The sequence below is a fragment of the Echinicola shivajiensis genome (genome assembly GCF_018642165.1).
GTDB classification, from domain to species: domain Bacteria; phylum Bacteroidota; class Bacteroidia; order Cytophagales; family Cyclobacteriaceae; genus Echinicola; species Echinicola shivajiensis.
The window spans coordinates 51448-66833 of the sequence record NZ_JAHHZM010000010.1; the positions used below are offsets into that span (position 1 = coordinate 51448).

The following is a 15386-nucleotide window of genomic DNA, read 5'->3' on the forward strand; positions in this document are numbered from 1 at the left end:
TTTATAATTCATTGATAAACAAATGAATAACTGTAAAATGAGAAAAATTAATTTAATTATATATATAGTCCTTTTACTATTGCTTCCGATACTGTCTTATGGGCAGATTGAAGGGGAAGTGTTAAAGCCTAAAGGAGGTGCCTATTTACTCAAAGGAGCTACTGTGGTGACTGTTACCAATGGTATTCTTGAGGCTACTGATGTACTGATTCAGGATGGTAAAATTCAGGAGGTTGGTAAAAACCTAAGTGCTTCTGAAGCCACTATTGTGGATTGCCAGGGACAATTTATTTATCCTGGAATGATTGATTCCGGAACGAGAATGGGATTGGTAGAAGTAGGTTCTTTGGCTGAAACCCAAGATTATGCAGAAACAGGAAATGTCACGCCTAATATGCAGGCTTTGACGGCTATTAATCCAAATTCAGTAGTGATTCCTGTAACTCGAGTTTCCGGGGTCACCACTACCCTATCTGTGCCCGCAGGTGGGCTTTTTCCAGGTACTTCAGCCCTGATCAATCTCAATGGCTATACACCTGACCAAATGTTCGCTGGCTTCAAAGGTGTTCCTATGAATTTCCCTAGCCTAGCTCGTAGAGGTCGTTGGGATAAGAGAAGCGATGAGGATATTGAGAAGGATGCCGAGAAGGCCATGAAAGATATCAATGATATTTGGGATAGGGCTAGCACTTATATGAAGCTGGAAGATGCAGATGCAGAACTTACCTATTATCCAGAGATGGAACAGTTGGCAAAGGTTGTAAGAGGAGATTTGTCCCTAATGGTTGAGGTAAACAAGGCTGAAGATATCAAAAGTGCTATTAAGTGGATTAAGGAAAAGGAAGTTAAAAAGGCTCTCCTAACTGGTGTTTCGGAAGGCTACAGAGTGGCTGAGGAAATAGCTGAAGCCGGATTGCCGGTTATCACAGGGCCTGTCTTGGCCATTCCAGGCAGAGACTCTGATCGTTATGATGCGGCCTATTCCAATGCTGGTAAGATGAAAAAAGCCGGGGTAAAGGTAGCCCTAAGAACGAATGAAGCTGAAAATGTGAGAAACTTACCATTCAATGCAGGATTTGCAGCTGCCTATGGCATGGGCAAAGAGGAAGCCCTTAAAGCTGTCACGATAGTGCCCGCTGAAATTTTTGGTGTAGAGGATAAATTGGGCTCCATTGAAGTAGGTAAAAATGCTACTTTGTTTATTGCAGATGGGGATCCTTTTGAAACCAAGACACAAATTATACATGTATTTATCGATGGTTATATGATCCCTATGACCAGCAGGCATATTAGATTGTATCAGGAGTTTTTGGAAAGAAATCCTGGATTGGAAAAATAATTAGCAAAACCCCGGTGAACTTTCCGGGGTTTTGTTTTATTTAATAATTGGAATCAAGCATATACCGTATATGAATTACTTAAAGAGAAAAAATATATTTTCTTGCCTTGTTGCCTTGCTTTTATTGTGGTCTTGTCAGCCAAAAAAAAGTAAGGATTTATCCCCGATTATTGATCAGGTTAAAGCTGAATTTGCTCCGGATAAACGAGTAGCATTGTTTAATCTATCCTTTGAAGGAGATACACTGAAGGGGGAGACAAACTTGCCAAAAGCCTTGGAAACACTTGAATCCAAACTGGATAGTATGGGGCTTGAATATATTAAGGAGGTAAATTTGCTGCCTGATGCTGCCTTGGAGGGAAAAACTCATGGTGTTGTGACCATTTCGGTTGCCAATATTAGAAGTGCTCCGAAACATTCAGCTGAATTGGCCACTCAAGCGACCATGGGCACTCCACTAGGAGTTCTTAAGAAAGAAGGTTCATGGTATTTGGTCCAAACTCCTGATAAGTATATTTCATGGGTAGATGCCGCAGGTATTGCATTGATGAATGATATGGAGTTTCAGGCTTGGGAAGATGCAGAAAAAGTTATATTCACTGGCTTGTTGGGATATGTCTTTGAAGATGAATCTGAAAAAATTATGGTCAGTGATCTGACAGCAGGGAATGTTTTGGAAGTGATTTCAAATTCACAGAATCATTATCAAGTGACTCTTCCTGATGGAAGAACGGGATATGTCAATAAACAGAAATCTGAGTCCTTTGAAGGCTGGTTAAGAAGTAGGGAATTAAGTGATGAAAATTTGATCAGTACTGCTAAAAATATGATGGGGGTTCCTTATCTATGGGGAGGTACCTCTATCAAAGGAGTTGATTGTAGTGGTTTTACCAAAACGATTTATTTCTTAAATGGCCAAGTGATTCCCCGTGATGCCTCTCAACAAGTTCATGAAGGAGAATTGGTAGATACCGATAAGAACTGGGACAATTTAAGAGTTGGAGATTTACTGTTCTTTGGTAGAAAAGCTACCGAAGATAGTCCGGAGAGAATCATACATGTAGGTATGTGGATTGGAGATAATTCCTTTATCCATTCAAGAGGAAGGGTGAGAATAAGCAGCTTTGATCCGCAAAGCCCAAATTATGATGAATATGAGTTAGGAAGATACCTTAGAACAAAAAGGATAAGACAGGTACCAAGTGAAAATATTATTGCTGTTGATAGGGTGATAAATTAAAAGTTATGCAATAAGTAGTTAAAGATCAGCGTTGTACAGGTACATGAAATTAGTTCTCGTACATTAAGTCAGAAACAGAAAAATGTTGCTTATCTTATCTGGGTGTTCTATTCAGATAATTTTTAGCCCTTTTCCATAATCATGGAAAAGGGCTTTTTTATATTCTCACATCATATTACTAATTTGAACCATAGATGTATACAGATGAAGGTCGCTGTTCAAGTTTTTAAAAACTGGAATGTATACGAGTCATGCTAATCCTTCTGGTACTTCCCTTTTTTACTTCCTTGGTACAGTTCATATTTTAGTAAGCGGCAATCAATGGTACCATTAAAGAATTCAATTTTTCTACTTGGCTTCAATCCTACTCTTTTGCCCAAATTCATGTTTCCAGTAAAAATATAACCTGTATAGCCTGAGCATTCCTGCTTCATGAAGTCTCCCATTCGCTTATAAATAGCTATCAGTTCATCTTCCTCTCCCAACCTTTCGCCGTATTCAGGGTTAAAGAAAACCACACCATGGTCACTTTCTGGAATGGTTGTTTCTGCAAAGTCCCCTACCTCAAATTGTATATGGTCAAAAACCTGGGCAGTTTTGGCGTTTTCTTCAGAAGCATATATGGCCCTTTCGCTTAAATCCGAGGCAATGATTTTTGTACTGATATTATCATTGATTTTTTCCTCCAACTCATATTTCAATTGCTGATATACTTCATCCTGATATCCTTTTATATGCATAAAGGCATAATGGTCCCTGAAAAGCCCTGGATATCTATTTGTAGCCATCAATGCAGCTTCAATGGCCAATGTTCCAGAACCACACATAGGATTCACAAAAGGACCTTTTCTGTCCCAATCACTCGCCAAAATCGTACTTGCAGCCAAATTTTCGGCCATTGGAGCTTTACCTGGGATTTTTCTATACCCCCTTTTGGAAAGTGTCTCTCCAGAAGTATTAATAAACAAAGAAGCTTGAGTATCCTTCCAAAACAGTTGGATTACAGCACCTTCAAATTCAGAACCAGTATCAGGCCTAATGCCCGTGTTTTCCCTAAACCGGTCAACTATGGCATCTTTGATTTTTACGTTGACGAAAAGAGCATTGTTAACACTTTCATTTTCTACATGGGATACCACGGAAAAGTAGGTGTTGTTATCAATATAGTTTTCCCAAGGCAAGGCTTTTATCCTTCTATAAATATCTTTGGCGTGATGCAGGTAAAAAGATTTTATTTCAAATAATACATGGCTGGCTACTCTAAGGTGCATATTCAAAAAGATACACTCATTTAGGCTGGCGTAAAGCTCTACGCTGGTCCTGCTCACATTTTTAGGCTTAAAACCCAAGTCTTTTAGCTCCTGCTCTAGATAAGGCGCAAAGCGATCTTTACAGGTGACTACCACCTTACCTTTATGATCAAAATTATTCATGCCTGCAAAAGTACGTTATTTAAGTGACTTATGAATTGGCTTGCCAGCTAAAAGGAAGTAGTAGTCTCAAAATTTGTCATATCAACCTATGAGGAATCACTTTGTTGAATTTTTTGTTGATATCATCTAGATAGCCTGATCCAATAATTCTTATTAACAGCATACAATATTTTAAACGAAACTCTTTTGATTAGAAAATATTGTCACTCAGAGCATAGCGAAGAGTCTCTTTTACGCCATTGTATTGATAATATATTATTACCGAAAGAGATCCTTTCCCGAAAGTAATAGGGACAGGCTCTGTTGTCAGGATGAAAGTCTGTTTGGCTTATGAGAAACATTCTTGTGATCATTATATGGGACATTATTTAGGCTTTACCTCATTGATCCATTTGGTCAAAGTACTGTAGCCTATATGGTGTTCTTCTGCAAATTCCTCAGCATTGGCATTTTCATCTATCATGGCGTAGTCCATCCATTTATCCATGATTTCTTCCTTATCATAAATTTTTGAAGGAATGGATTCAGGTATATGGTTGCCATTGTCATTGAGAAGGTCTAGTAATTCCTGTAGGTCTTTTCGGACTTCTTCCCTGCTTAAGTCCAGACCTTTGTCTTTGAGCTTTTCCACTGCTTTGGTTTTGACTTTTATGGGTTTTACGTTGATACCTTTTTGAGCAGCAGTATCCAGGTCTATCAGTTTTCCCTTATCATCAAGGTATATGAAGTTTTCTTTGTGTTCCTTGATTGTTTTGATGGCTTCTCTTATCTGTCGTAACATGTTGTATGGTTTAAAATTTTAGGTTTATTTATCTTTCTTGATTTGACCAAAAGTCAAAAATAGACATTGTATTGTCTTAGGTTCGCTTTATATTATACGTAATTCAGACGCTACTGTATATTATAAACAGTTGAATCTTAGTGATGTTTCAAAATATTGGGATATAAATTCGCTTGGAAATAATGATAAAGGCAAATGTCGTTTTTGGATCATTAGAATAGCTGTGCAGCTTATTTTTGATTTGTTTTTTCCATTAGCTATTAGTTCAATTGGTCTTTTATAATTCCTTATCTTTGTATCACCACAATGGAACTAATAGCTATTTATTTGGTTAATCTATTTGATTTAATTGCCGATAAGGGCAATTGGTAAATTATTAATTTTCATCTCATGGGCCTTGACCCCATGGAAATGTAAAAGTCATGAATAATAAAAAAAGGGTTGTAGTAGGCCTTTCTGGTGGAGTGGACAGCTCTGTTACCGCCTATTTATTACAACAAGCAGGTTATGAAGTCATCGGTATGTTTATGAAAAACTGGCACGATGAATCCGTTACCATTTCCAATGAATGTCCTTGGATGGAGGACAGCACCGATGCCATGTTGGTGGCAGAAAAACTGGGCATCCCCTTTCAGGCCATTGACCTCAGCGAAGAGTACAGGGAGCGTATAGTAGATTATATGTTTTCTGAATACAAGGCAGGTAGGACTCCCAATCCAGATGTACTTTGCAATAGGGAAATCAAGTTTGATATTTTCTTAAAAGCTGCTGAAAAATTAAAGGCGGATTTTGTGGCCACTGGGCATTATTGCCAAAAGGGGCAAATTGAAGTAAATGGGGAAACAGTTTACCAGCTTTTGGCAGGTGCTGATAACAATAAGGACCAGAGTTATTTCCTTTGTCAGCTAAATCAGGAGCAACTTTCCAAGGCACTCTTCCCTATAGGACATTTGCAAAAATCGGAAGTAAGAAAGATTGCCAAGGAGCAGGAGTTGGTCACAGCAGATAAAAAGGATAGCCAAGGGCTTTGTTTTATAGGAAAAGTCAGGTTGCCTGAGTTTTTACAGCAGCAATTAAAACCCAAGAAAGGGGATATTTTGATTGTTCCAGATGACCTTGCTGTTTATAAGCAACAACAAATCCCCGTTGGCGTGGCACTTGAGGATGTGGAGCAGGAGACCTTTGATCAAATTTGCTTGCCTTTACAATACACAGCTGATCAGGGCAAGAAGGTAGCTGAGCATAATGGCGCCCATTATTTTACTGTTGGGCAACGTAAGGGATTAAATGTAGGAGGAACAGGCAAGCCTCTATTTGTTATCCAGACGGATACAAAGGAGAACATTATTTATACAGGGTTGGGAGAAGAACACCCTGGATTATTGCGGAATGGTTTATTTGTGCCCAATGAAGATGTTCACTGGATACGGGAAGATTTGAGATTAAGCCCAGGAGAAAGTAAGCGATATCTTGCTAGGATCAGGTACAGGCAACCCCTAAGTATGGCCACTTTGATCATGAAGGAAAATGGCCTTTATGTTCTTTTTGATCAGGCCCAAAAGGGAATTGCTTCTGGGCAATTTGTAGCTTGGTATGATGGTGATGAAAGTATTGGATCTGGGGTAATTGCATAAAATTTTATCTCCCACAAGATGAAAAAGCAGGAAACATGCAGGGGCTAAGGGCATGAAGTTAAAATGTTGCACAAAAGAACATACCAAACCTTCATGACTCTTAATTCCTTATTGGTTAAAACTAAGAACCAGGAAGAGTATGATGGAAATTCCATTTTTTATGTCTTTAAACAATTTCAATTTATGATTTGATAGCAAATTTTTTCCTTGATTTTACCTATATTGAGACAAACATAAAACCAAAATAAATTTATGAAAACAAGTATGATCAGCAAGCTTAGTATTTTTACCATTTTAAGCTTTTTACTTTGTATCAGCCTTTATGCCCAAGAAGCCCAGAAGCCAAGTCCTCCAGCCACTGCCAAAGGAAAAATTAATGGAGCAGATATAACCATTAATTATCACAGTCCCGGAGTTAAGGGTAGAGTGATTTGGGGTGATCTGGTTCCGTTTGGAAAAGTTTGGAGAGCTGGGGCCAATGATGCCACCACCTTTGAAACCAGTAAGGATATTAAGGTAGAAGGCAAAACTTTGCCTGCTGGAAAATATAGCTTCTTTATTATCCCTGGAGAAGAAGAGTCCGTATTTATTTTCAACTCAGTAGCCAAACAGTGGGGACATTATGATTATGATGAGTCGAAGGATGTTTTAAGGGTAAATATTCCTTCTGAGCAGACTTCTACCATGGAGGAAAGGTTGGTATATGAAGTAGTTGAAGATGGTTTTGAAGTTAGATGGGAATACGGAAAAGGAAAAGTTAATATTCAATAACCCTAATTCAGATAAAGACCCATTTGTTAATAAACCGTCCTTAGTAATTAAGGGCGGTTTTACTTTTTATAAGGACTATTTTGTCTTGAATTCCATTCTTAGTCCCCTTACCTTTGGATCAAAAAATAGTATAGCCTTGGCATTTGATCCCTTAAAAATAAATCTCCCTGTCGTTGACATCATCCCGCAGGTCAAAAAACAACTAGCTGAAAATTCATCTTTGATCCTTCATGCCCCTCCCGGTGCGGGTAAAAGTACCTTGGTGCCTTTGGCCGTGATGGAGGAAGAATGGCTAAAGGGAAAGAAAATCCTCATGTTGGAACCTAGAAGGTTGGCGGCCAAGTCCATTGCTATGCGCATGGCAGGTCTTTTGGGTGAAAAAGTGGGTCAAAGTGTGGGTTATAGGATACGATTCGAGAGTAAAGCTACCGACCAAACACAGGTAGAAGTGCTCACTGAGGGGATCATGACCAGGATGATCCATCATGACAATGCCTTGGAAAATGTAGGCTTGGTGATTTTTGACGAATTTCACGAAAGGAATATTCATGCAGATGTTGCCATGGCACTTTGCAGGGAAGTGCAACAAGTCTTAAGGCCAGATCTTAGGATTATGGTCATGTCGGCTACCTTGGATATGCCGCAGTTATCTGACTTGCTACAAGCGCCAATTGCCGAAAGCTTGGGTAAGCAGTATCCAGTTGAAATAATCCATACTCAGGATGCAGATGAGTGGACACTGCCGGATATTATGAGCCAAACTATAATCAAAGCCTCCCTAGAAAAAGAGGGGGATATTTTGGCCTTTTTACCTGGCCAAAGAGAGATCAAACTGACAGAAGAAAAGCTTAAGCGCCTTTTGCCTGATTTGGCTATTTGTCCCTTATATGGGCAACTATCACCCCAGAAGCAGCAACAGGCTATTTTGCCCCATCCCGCAGGTAAGCGAAAGGTGGTATTGGCCACTTCTATAGCTGAAACCAGCTTGACTATTGAGGGGATCACGGTTGTAGTTGATTCCGGTTTTGGCAGAACTTCTAAATTCGATCCTAAATCAGGTTTGTCAAGGTTGGAAACCATAAAGATATCTAAGGATTCGGCTGCCCAAAGGGCCGGTCGTGCCGGTAGGTTGGCACCGGGAACCTGTTACAGACTTTGGACCAAGGCGACAGATGATCGATTGGCTGCATTTAGGACTCCTGAAATCATGGAGGCAGACTTGGCTTCACTTTGTCTTGATTTGGTTCAATGGGGCATCAAGGATATTCCCAATATGACTTGGTTGACCCCTCCTCCCGCTGGAGCATTGTCACAGGCGCAGGAGCTTTTGGAACAGCTTGGCGCCATAGACGATAATAAACTAACCAAGCATGGTGAGCAGTTGCGGGAACTCCCCTGTCATCCTAGATTGGCCCATATGCTGTTGATGGCCAAGAAAGAGGATAATTTGGCCTTGGCTACTGATATTGCGGCTGTTTTGGAAGAAAAGGATCCCCTACCCAAGGAAGCGGGAACTGATCTTAACCTTAGGCTTGAGAAATTGCGCAGACATAGGTCTGTCAATAAACAAGGCCGTGGGTTTGACCGAATAGAAAAAGTAGCAGCCAATTATAGGAGATTATTTGATCTGGCTGAAGATAATGGTCCTTTTGATCCTTTTGAATCAGGTCTTATCCTTACCTATGCCTATCCAGAGCGTATTGCCCATGCTAGGCCGGGGAATAATGCCCAGTTTAAAATGACGAATGGTAAACTGGCCATGATGCACCATAAGGATGAGCTGGCGCATGAAGCATGGCTGAGTATTGCCCATGTGGATGCCAGGGATGGTATGGGCAAGATTTTTATGGCTGCGCCACTGAATCCCAAAGACCTTGCTTATATGGTCAAGGAAAAAGAAGTTGTGGCCTGGGATAGTAGGAAAGGTGAGCTGATAGCAGAAAAGCAATGGCGTATTGGCCATATTGTGTTACAGTCTAGACCTTTGGAGGACATTGATCCTGAACAGCAAAGTGAAGCACTTTATAAAGCGATACAAGATGAAGGAGAGCGATTATTGAATTTTGATGATAAGGTTCAAGAATGGCAGAATAGGGTTAACAGTTTAAGAATTTGGAATCCAGAGGAAGATTGGCCTGATGTTAGTACCAAGAACCTGCTTAAAGATCCAGAATGGTTGATGCCCTATCTCATTGATGTAGACAGCGCAGAAGAACTTAAAAGACTAAACCTTAAGGATATTCTACAGCACAATATGTCCTTTGAAAAGCAGCAGTTACTTGAGCATTTGGCACCAGAAAAGTTAGTAGTTCCAAGTGGCTCAAAAATTAAGATTAGCTATCAAAAAGATGGTGAAAGTCCTATTTTGGCTGTCAGGCTCCAAGAGGTCTTTGGTCTAATGGATACTCCAAATTTAAATGGTGGAAAGGTGGGGGTTTTGATGCACTTGCTTTCTCCAGGATTTAAACCTGTGCAGGTGACTTCTGATCTTAGGAGTTTTTGGGAAAACACCTATTTCGAAGTAAAAAAAGAAATGAAAAGACGTTATCCAAAGCATTACTGGCCAGATGATCCATTGGATGCTGAAGCTGTAAGGGGAGTGAAAAGGAAGTGATTTATTAAGGCCTTGTTCCTAGAAATGTATAAGGCCTCTTTACTTTCATATAATGCGTAGATAAATAAAATAAAGGGCTTACAATTAGCTATCCTGCGCTTTTTTGTTGACCTTTGGTTAATTATAAGCAAGCATACTTTCCTAAGTTTTCCTTAAAGGCTATTTCCAAATTTCATTTCTAGTTGAATGCTAGTGCATTAAGACATCTACTAAAAATTATTTTGTTGAAGTTTTTAACTAAAGCTAGGTGGCTTGTATTTGAGAACCAAACAAAATATATGGCAAGATCGAATAATAGCTTTATCAAAAAGCAGAAGGCAGACAGAAAAGCAAAGAAGAAAAAGGAAAAATTTGAGAACCGCTTGGAAAGAAAGCAGCAGGAAACCAGTGGAAAACTGGAGGATATGATTGCTTATGTGGACGAATTTGGGAATATTTCGGACACACCACCTGAGCCGCCTACTGAAAAAGATGATAAAAAGAAGCCAGGTTCGGATGAAAGGAGAAGACCAGAAGGCCAACAAGGCAGAAGGCCATATAATCCTGACCGCAGAAGACCTGATTCTGATGACAGAAATAAATAATTATTAAGATAAGCCATTACCTGATCCATGTAATGGCTTTGGTTTTTTATAGGCAGAAGCTTTAGCTATTCTAAGTTTAGGAGGAATATGTATGGATTTTTTTCTTTATTTGATTTAATGATAATTAGGCTGTTGGGTATATGCGATTAAAGAGCTTTTGTCTTAATACTTAAAACTAATATTTCAAAATTTTACTTAAATTTAGACGCAGCCAAATACTGGATGTAAGGAACTAAGAATGAAAATGCTTAGTTTTAGCTAATAATTATGAATAAGATGAAAAACGTATTAGCAATCCTTGTATTAATCTTTTGTGCTACTGGTCTTTACGCACAAGACAAAGCCGAAATCAAATGGTACAGTTTTGAAGAGGCTACAGCCCTTAATCAAGAAGATTCAAAAATGCTTATCGTGGACGTTTATACTGACTGGTGTGGATGGTGCAAAAAAATGGACAAGGAAACTTTTACCGATGCCAAGGTAATCGAATATATCAATGCGAACTTTTATGCTGTGAAATTGGATGCGGAAAATAATAAGAAAACTTTCCAGTTCAGAGGTAATGAATACACAGAGGAAAGTATGGCCAGGTCCATGCGTGTAAGCTCCTACCCTAATTTTGTGATTATTGATGCAGCCATGGAAAACATTACCCAGTTGCCTGGTTATAGGACAGCAGATGTATTTCTAAAAGATCTTGATGCTACCATACAGCGTTTTTCCAATTAATCAATCGGTTAATATTTAATCAACAGCTTTTATGGCTTTTTCAATCAGCGAAAAAGAAGATACCATTATTGCTTTGGCCACTCCGCAGGGAGTTGGGGCCATAGCTGTAATCAGGTTGTCCGGAAAGGATGCCATCAAACTTACCAATGAGGTATTTGCAGGGAAAGACCTAGGAAAACAGGATTCCCACACCATTCATTACGGTACGATCAGAGATGGAGAGAAGATCATTGATGAGGTCTTAGTTTCGCTCTTTGTGGCGCCTAAGTCATTTACCAAGGAAAATGTGGTGGAAATTTCCACCCACGGCTCTTCTTATATTATCAATCAGGTAATCAAGCTATTTATTAAAAAGGGCGCTAGACCTGCTAAGCCAGGCGAATTTACGCAAAGGGCCTTTTTGAATGGACAGTTTGACTTGGCCCAGGCAGAAGCTGTTGCCGATTTGATCCATTCAGATTCCGAAGCTTCCCATCAGGCTGCACTGCACCAAATGCGTGGTGGATTTAGTGGCGAGATAAAGGAGTTAAGGGATAAGCTGATCCATTTTGCTTCCATGATTGAGCTGGAGTTGGATTTTTCTGAAGAAGATGTGGAATTTGCCAGTCGTCAGGACTTGCAGCATTTGGTAGAAAAGCTGTTGAGGGTGGTAGAGCATTTGATTTCCAGCTTTGACCTTGGGAATGTGATCAAAAACGGGGTGCCTACAGTGATTGCTGGCAAACCCAATGCAGGGAAGTCTACACTACTCAATGCACTATTGAATGAGGAAAAAGCCATTGTTTCTGATATTGCCGGAACAACCCGTGATTTTATCGAAGATGAAATCAATATAGGCGGGGTGATCTTCCGCTTTATAGACACCGCTGGATTAAGAGAAACTACAGATACTATTGAGGCGATTGGGGTATCCAGGACACAGGAAAAAATGAAGACTGCTTCATTGATCCTTTACCTATTTGATCTATCCGATACCGATATGGTGGAGATCAACAGGGATGTGAATAAACTGGAAAATTTGGGTGTGCCATTTGTTAAAGTAGCGAATAAGATAGATAAGTCCAATAATCAGTTTGTCAAAGAGTTAAAGGATAAATATCCAGATGTGATTTTTATCTCTGCAGGTAAGAAAGAGCATCTCGATGAACTAAGGGATAAGATCTTAGAATTGGTGAATTTGGACAAATTCAAAACTGGTAATACCGTGGTAACCAATATTCGTCATTATGATTCCCTGGTGAAGACCCGTGAATCTTTATTGGATGTCTTGAATGGTATAGACAATGAAATCACCAATGACTTTATGGCCATGGATATCCGTCGCTCCTTACATTTCCTAGGAGAGATTACCGGTGAGATCACTACAGATGATTTGCTGGCTAATATTTTTAGTAAGTTTTGTATCGGAAAGTAATTCCGTTAAAGAAAGAGATATAATGCTAGGCCGGATTTGAAATTCGGCCTTTATTTTTTCAAAGAATCAATAGGCCTCAAATATATTTACTTTTCTGAGACACCATAGACTTGGTACAGCTGGCCTCATTTAATCTTTTATGTATATCCGCAATTGCACCAGTAAATGTTAAAAGGGAATCGAAACGATCCTTTTGATGAAAGTATCAATTACTTCAGTCTTCGGACCACTTGAGCAAAGGATTTATGGTTACTGGCATCATAGCGGATAATCAGAAAATCTTTATATCAGTTCTTTTCTTAGCTTACTTTTTAAGAGTAGGTCTTTTAATAGCCGGGCCATTTTGAGGAGAATCTTGTACCAGGCCAATCCAGTGGCAAATTGTATCCCCCATCTTATTACTTCTACTACAAATCGAATACTGGGATAAAGGGCTCCTGAGCGTAGATCGAGTTCTTTGAGATGTTGGCCGAGGGGCATGGAGGAAACATCTGATTTCAGGAGGGTGTGTCCATCGAAGTCAAAATCATAATCGGTAATGATATGCTGTTGAGTGGAGACCTTTCTTCTTCCAAAAAGGAAGGACATTCCTCTTTTAAAGGTAAGCAAGGCTTCTTTGATCTCATCGAAAATGAATTTTATGGTCTTTGACAATAGCTTTATCAATGCCCTGATCAATCCCAAAAGTTTGCCAGCAACTTTTTTTATGGTCCGGGTTAATTTGGAAATTAATTTTTTGAATCCTCGCTTGCCCTTATAGACCCTTAGGGGATTTTTTAATGTGATCAGCTTTTGGGAATGATCAATTAAGTTGGATTGGAGCTCCCTGTCCAATTTTATTGCTGCATTACGGATTTTTAGGTTTTTATTGTCGATGTAATCGCCTTCCAATAATTGGTAATAATCTTCATAGGGATTTTCTTCTTCGTCCTGTGTTTCAAGGGGAATAATATGGTTTTCCAGCAAGTATTGGAAGTTAATAAGGCACTGGTCTTTATTAATGATGAAAAGAATGTTTTTCAAATCCTCCTCCCCTTTTTGACTATCCTCAAATATCATTTCCAAGAATTGTTTTAAGGCATCCAAAGTGTCAGGGCCGAATTCATGATCCAGTTTACCCTGATAAAGTCCGAGCACCCAGAGTTTGACCTGAACAACTCTGAGCATAAACTTATTTTCATCACTTAGGATATAATTATCAATTTGTGTCTTGGGCTTTTTTGATAAGACTTTCCTTAAGCTTGACTGAAGTTTGCGTTCTTTAATTCCGTCTATAAAATCCTTTGGCTTGGTAAGCCGGACCCTGTCCCCTGTTAGTCCATTGAACCGTCTGGCATTTTTGTGTTTGACACTGAAAAAAAAGATGGGGCCAATAAAGCCTTCTGTACTGAAACTGGAGTTTTTGCAAAAGTCACTCATCAATAACTGATCTCCCAGTATATTGAGGAATTCATGCAAGTCACCTTCAAATTTATATTGCTGGAGTACTTGCCGAAACGTATTAATATGTGCCTCGAAAAGACTTTGACTAGGTCTTAAATGTGGGTTAATGAGACTGTAAATTCGAAATCTATAAATGGCTACCCTATAGGCAATATTAACCGATCCTGGAGATTGATTAAAAACAAATTCTCCTTCTAGGGCAGTAAGGTCTTTCAGAAGCAGAATTTCTTCTTGGGACAATTTTCCTTCTTCATAAATGGCGCTGTTAAGCAAGGATTCGTCCCAGAGCTGTTGAAAATTGGAGCAATTATCCTTTCCTGTTAAGGCTTGATCACATTCCTCTCTAAATTGTGCAATGGCTAATTTAAGCTCTTCATTCGTTATGATACCATCTTCAAAGGCCCTTTTGGGAAGGTATTTGAGGTCGCTGAGCAATTGTATAGCATCCAATCTATCCTGCTTGATCAAAGCTCTGGCAAATGTAGGCCTTTCGGTTTCGGGAATGAGTTCTAATACATCAGTTTCGCTCATATTCTTTCCATTAGCCAAGCGTGGGATTTTTTTAAATCAGTCCAGATCAACAGAAGTTCGTTTACTTGTGCATCTGTTGAATCTAAACTTGTATGGTCAATGACTTCATGTTCTTCAGTTGCTACTGCTTCAGGATTTTCATTTAATTCTTTTTTCCACCATATTCTGAATTTTGATATTAATACAGGGAGTTGAACACTTGGTCGAAAAGAATAAATAAAGATTTTCATTAAATATCCTTTATGGTTTTGAGCACAAATTCAAAAAAGTCTTTTCTGGTTCTCTGGGCACCTTCAACTAAGGTATTATGACCGTCTGTTAAATATTTCTTTCCTGCGCCCAGATCACTATTGAGATAATTGATGGTGTCTCCTTCCACTTCAAAGCGGGAATAGCCCACCAATGTGGCTGTTGGAAGTCCTTTTCTTATGGTTTCAAATAATTTGTTGGAATTATATTCCCCATTTTCTTCAGCAGTATTAAGGTCAATTTCCGAACCTGTAAAAGTGGCAACTTCAAGAGTGCCAAGGTCTTCTATCCCCTTTTTGATTGCTTCCTGTAACTTGCTTAAGTTTTCGTTCATCTTGATTTGCTTTTAGTGGTTAATTTTTGAATATCTCTATGGCAGCCCTAATGATTGCATTTCTGGAAATCACTGATGCTTGAAAGGATTCATTAAATGCTTTTATTAATTCGGTGGCAATTTTTTCAGAACTTTGGTAATTGACACAGTCACCGTCCAATCCCTGTTTCCGGTAAATCAAAAGCTCATCTTTACCATTATTTCTTTGAATAAGGGCATGTTCTATGCTTGACTTATCCTTTATGCTGTCCTCAAGTTTATTTTTAATTTTCTCAAAAAAATTCATCTTG

The 15386-nt window shown here is 39.1% G+C and carries 14 protein-coding genes; 8 read left to right on the forward strand and 6 right to left on the reverse strand.

The genetic code is table 11. The annotated features are described in order from the left end of the window. The first annotated feature begins 37 nt into the window (after positions 1 to 37). Together KMW37_RS16155 and KMW37_RS16160 are read left to right on the forward strand one after the other, a co-directional pair. Entirely contained in the window at positions 38 to 1339 is a 1302-nt protein-coding gene (locus KMW37_RS16155) for an amidohydrolase family protein (protein WP_215225693.1), read from the forward strand. Positions 1340 to 1409: 70 nt separating this feature from the next. Continuing rightward, the gene (locus KMW37_RS16160) at positions 1410 to 2579 is read left to right on the forward strand and encodes a C40 family peptidase (RefSeq protein WP_215225694.1); all 1170 of its coding nucleotides are present in this window, start codon (positions 1410 to 1412) and stop codon (positions 2577 to 2579) included. 254 nt (positions 2580 to 2833) lie between these two features. Here the strand turns inward: KMW37_RS16160 and KMW37_RS16165 are convergent, their stop codons facing one another. Next, complete coding sequence (locus KMW37_RS16165) at positions 2834 to 4012, reverse strand: THUMP domain-containing class I SAM-dependent RNA methyltransferase (protein ID WP_215225695.1); 1179 nt, start codon at positions 4010 to 4012, stop codon at positions 2834 to 2836. 364 nt (positions 4013 to 4376) lie between these two features. Continuing rightward, a complete protein-coding gene (locus tag KMW37_RS16170; RefSeq protein ID WP_215225696.1) occupies positions 4377 to 4793 on the reverse strand; it encodes a hypothetical protein in 417 nt (138 codons plus the stop codon). A 422-nt stretch (positions 4794 to 5215) separates the two neighbouring features. On the opposite strand from KMW37_RS16170, the gene mnmA reads away from it, so the two are divergent. The 6 genes from mnmA to mnmE all read left to right on the forward strand — a co-directional run bounded on the left by mnmA (position 5216) and on the right by mnmE (position 12539). Then, entirely contained in the window at positions 5216 to 6427 is a 1212-nt protein-coding gene (gene mnmA, locus KMW37_RS16175; protein ID WP_215225697.1) for a tRNA 2-thiouridine(34) synthase MnmA, read from the forward strand. 252 nt (positions 6428 to 6679) lie between these two features. Next, positions 6680 to 7198, forward strand: a complete 519-nt coding sequence (locus KMW37_RS16180; protein ID WP_215225698.1) for a DUF2911 domain-containing protein — start codon at positions 6680 to 6682, stop codon at positions 7196 to 7198. Continuing rightward, the gene (gene hrpB, locus KMW37_RS16185; RefSeq protein ID WP_215225699.1) at positions 7146 to 9812 is read left to right on the forward strand and encodes an ATP-dependent helicase HrpB; all 2667 of its coding nucleotides are present in this window, start codon (positions 7146 to 7148) and stop codon (positions 9810 to 9812) included. Before KMW37_RS16180 ends, hrpB begins: the two co-directional genes overlap by 53 nt. A gap of 278 nt (positions 9813 to 10090) precedes the next feature. Next, on the forward strand, positions 10091 to 10396 hold the full coding sequence (locus KMW37_RS16190; protein WP_246581534.1) for a cold-shock protein: 306 nt from the start codon (positions 10091 to 10093) through the stop codon (positions 10394 to 10396). Positions 10397 to 10672: 276 nt separating this feature from the next. Next, entirely contained in the window at positions 10673 to 11125 is a 453-nt protein-coding gene (locus KMW37_RS16195; protein ID WP_215225700.1) for a thioredoxin family protein, read from the forward strand. Positions 11126 to 11156: 31 nt separating this feature from the next. After that, complete coding sequence (gene mnmE / locus KMW37_RS16200) at positions 11157 to 12539, forward strand: tRNA uridine-5-carboxymethylaminomethyl(34) synthesis GTPase MnmE (protein ID WP_215225701.1); 1383 nt, start codon at positions 11157 to 11159, stop codon at positions 12537 to 12539. 282 nt (positions 12540 to 12821) lie between these two features. Here the strand turns inward: mnmE and KMW37_RS16205 are convergent, their stop codons facing one another. Genes KMW37_RS16205 through KMW37_RS16220 form a run of 4 tightly spaced genes read right to left on the reverse strand, consistent with a single transcriptional unit; the run spans position 12822 to position 15382 of the window. After that, positions 12822 to 14531, reverse strand: coding sequence for a peptidoglycan-binding domain-containing protein (locus KMW37_RS16205; protein ID WP_215225702.1), 1710 nt, complete (start codon positions 14529 to 14531; stop codon positions 12822 to 12824). Further along, a complete protein-coding gene (locus tag KMW37_RS16210; protein WP_215225703.1) occupies positions 14510 to 14743 on the reverse strand; it encodes a hypothetical protein in 234 nt (77 codons plus the stop codon). The genes KMW37_RS16205 and KMW37_RS16210 overlap by 22 nt, the downstream gene beginning before the upstream one ends. Next, the gene (locus KMW37_RS16215) at positions 14743 to 15096 is read right to left on the reverse strand and encodes a hypothetical protein (RefSeq protein WP_215225704.1); all 354 of its coding nucleotides are present in this window, start codon (positions 15094 to 15096) and stop codon (positions 14743 to 14745) included. The genes KMW37_RS16210 and KMW37_RS16215 overlap by 1 nt, the downstream gene beginning before the upstream one ends. Before the next feature lie 19 nt (positions 15097 to 15115). Beyond that, positions 15116 to 15382 carry a hypothetical protein gene (locus KMW37_RS16220; RefSeq protein ID WP_215225705.1) on the reverse strand — a complete coding sequence of 89 codons (267 nt, stop codon included), beginning with the start codon at positions 15380 to 15382 and terminating at the stop codon, positions 15116 to 15118. Between the last annotated feature and the right edge of the window lie 4 nt (positions 15383 to 15386).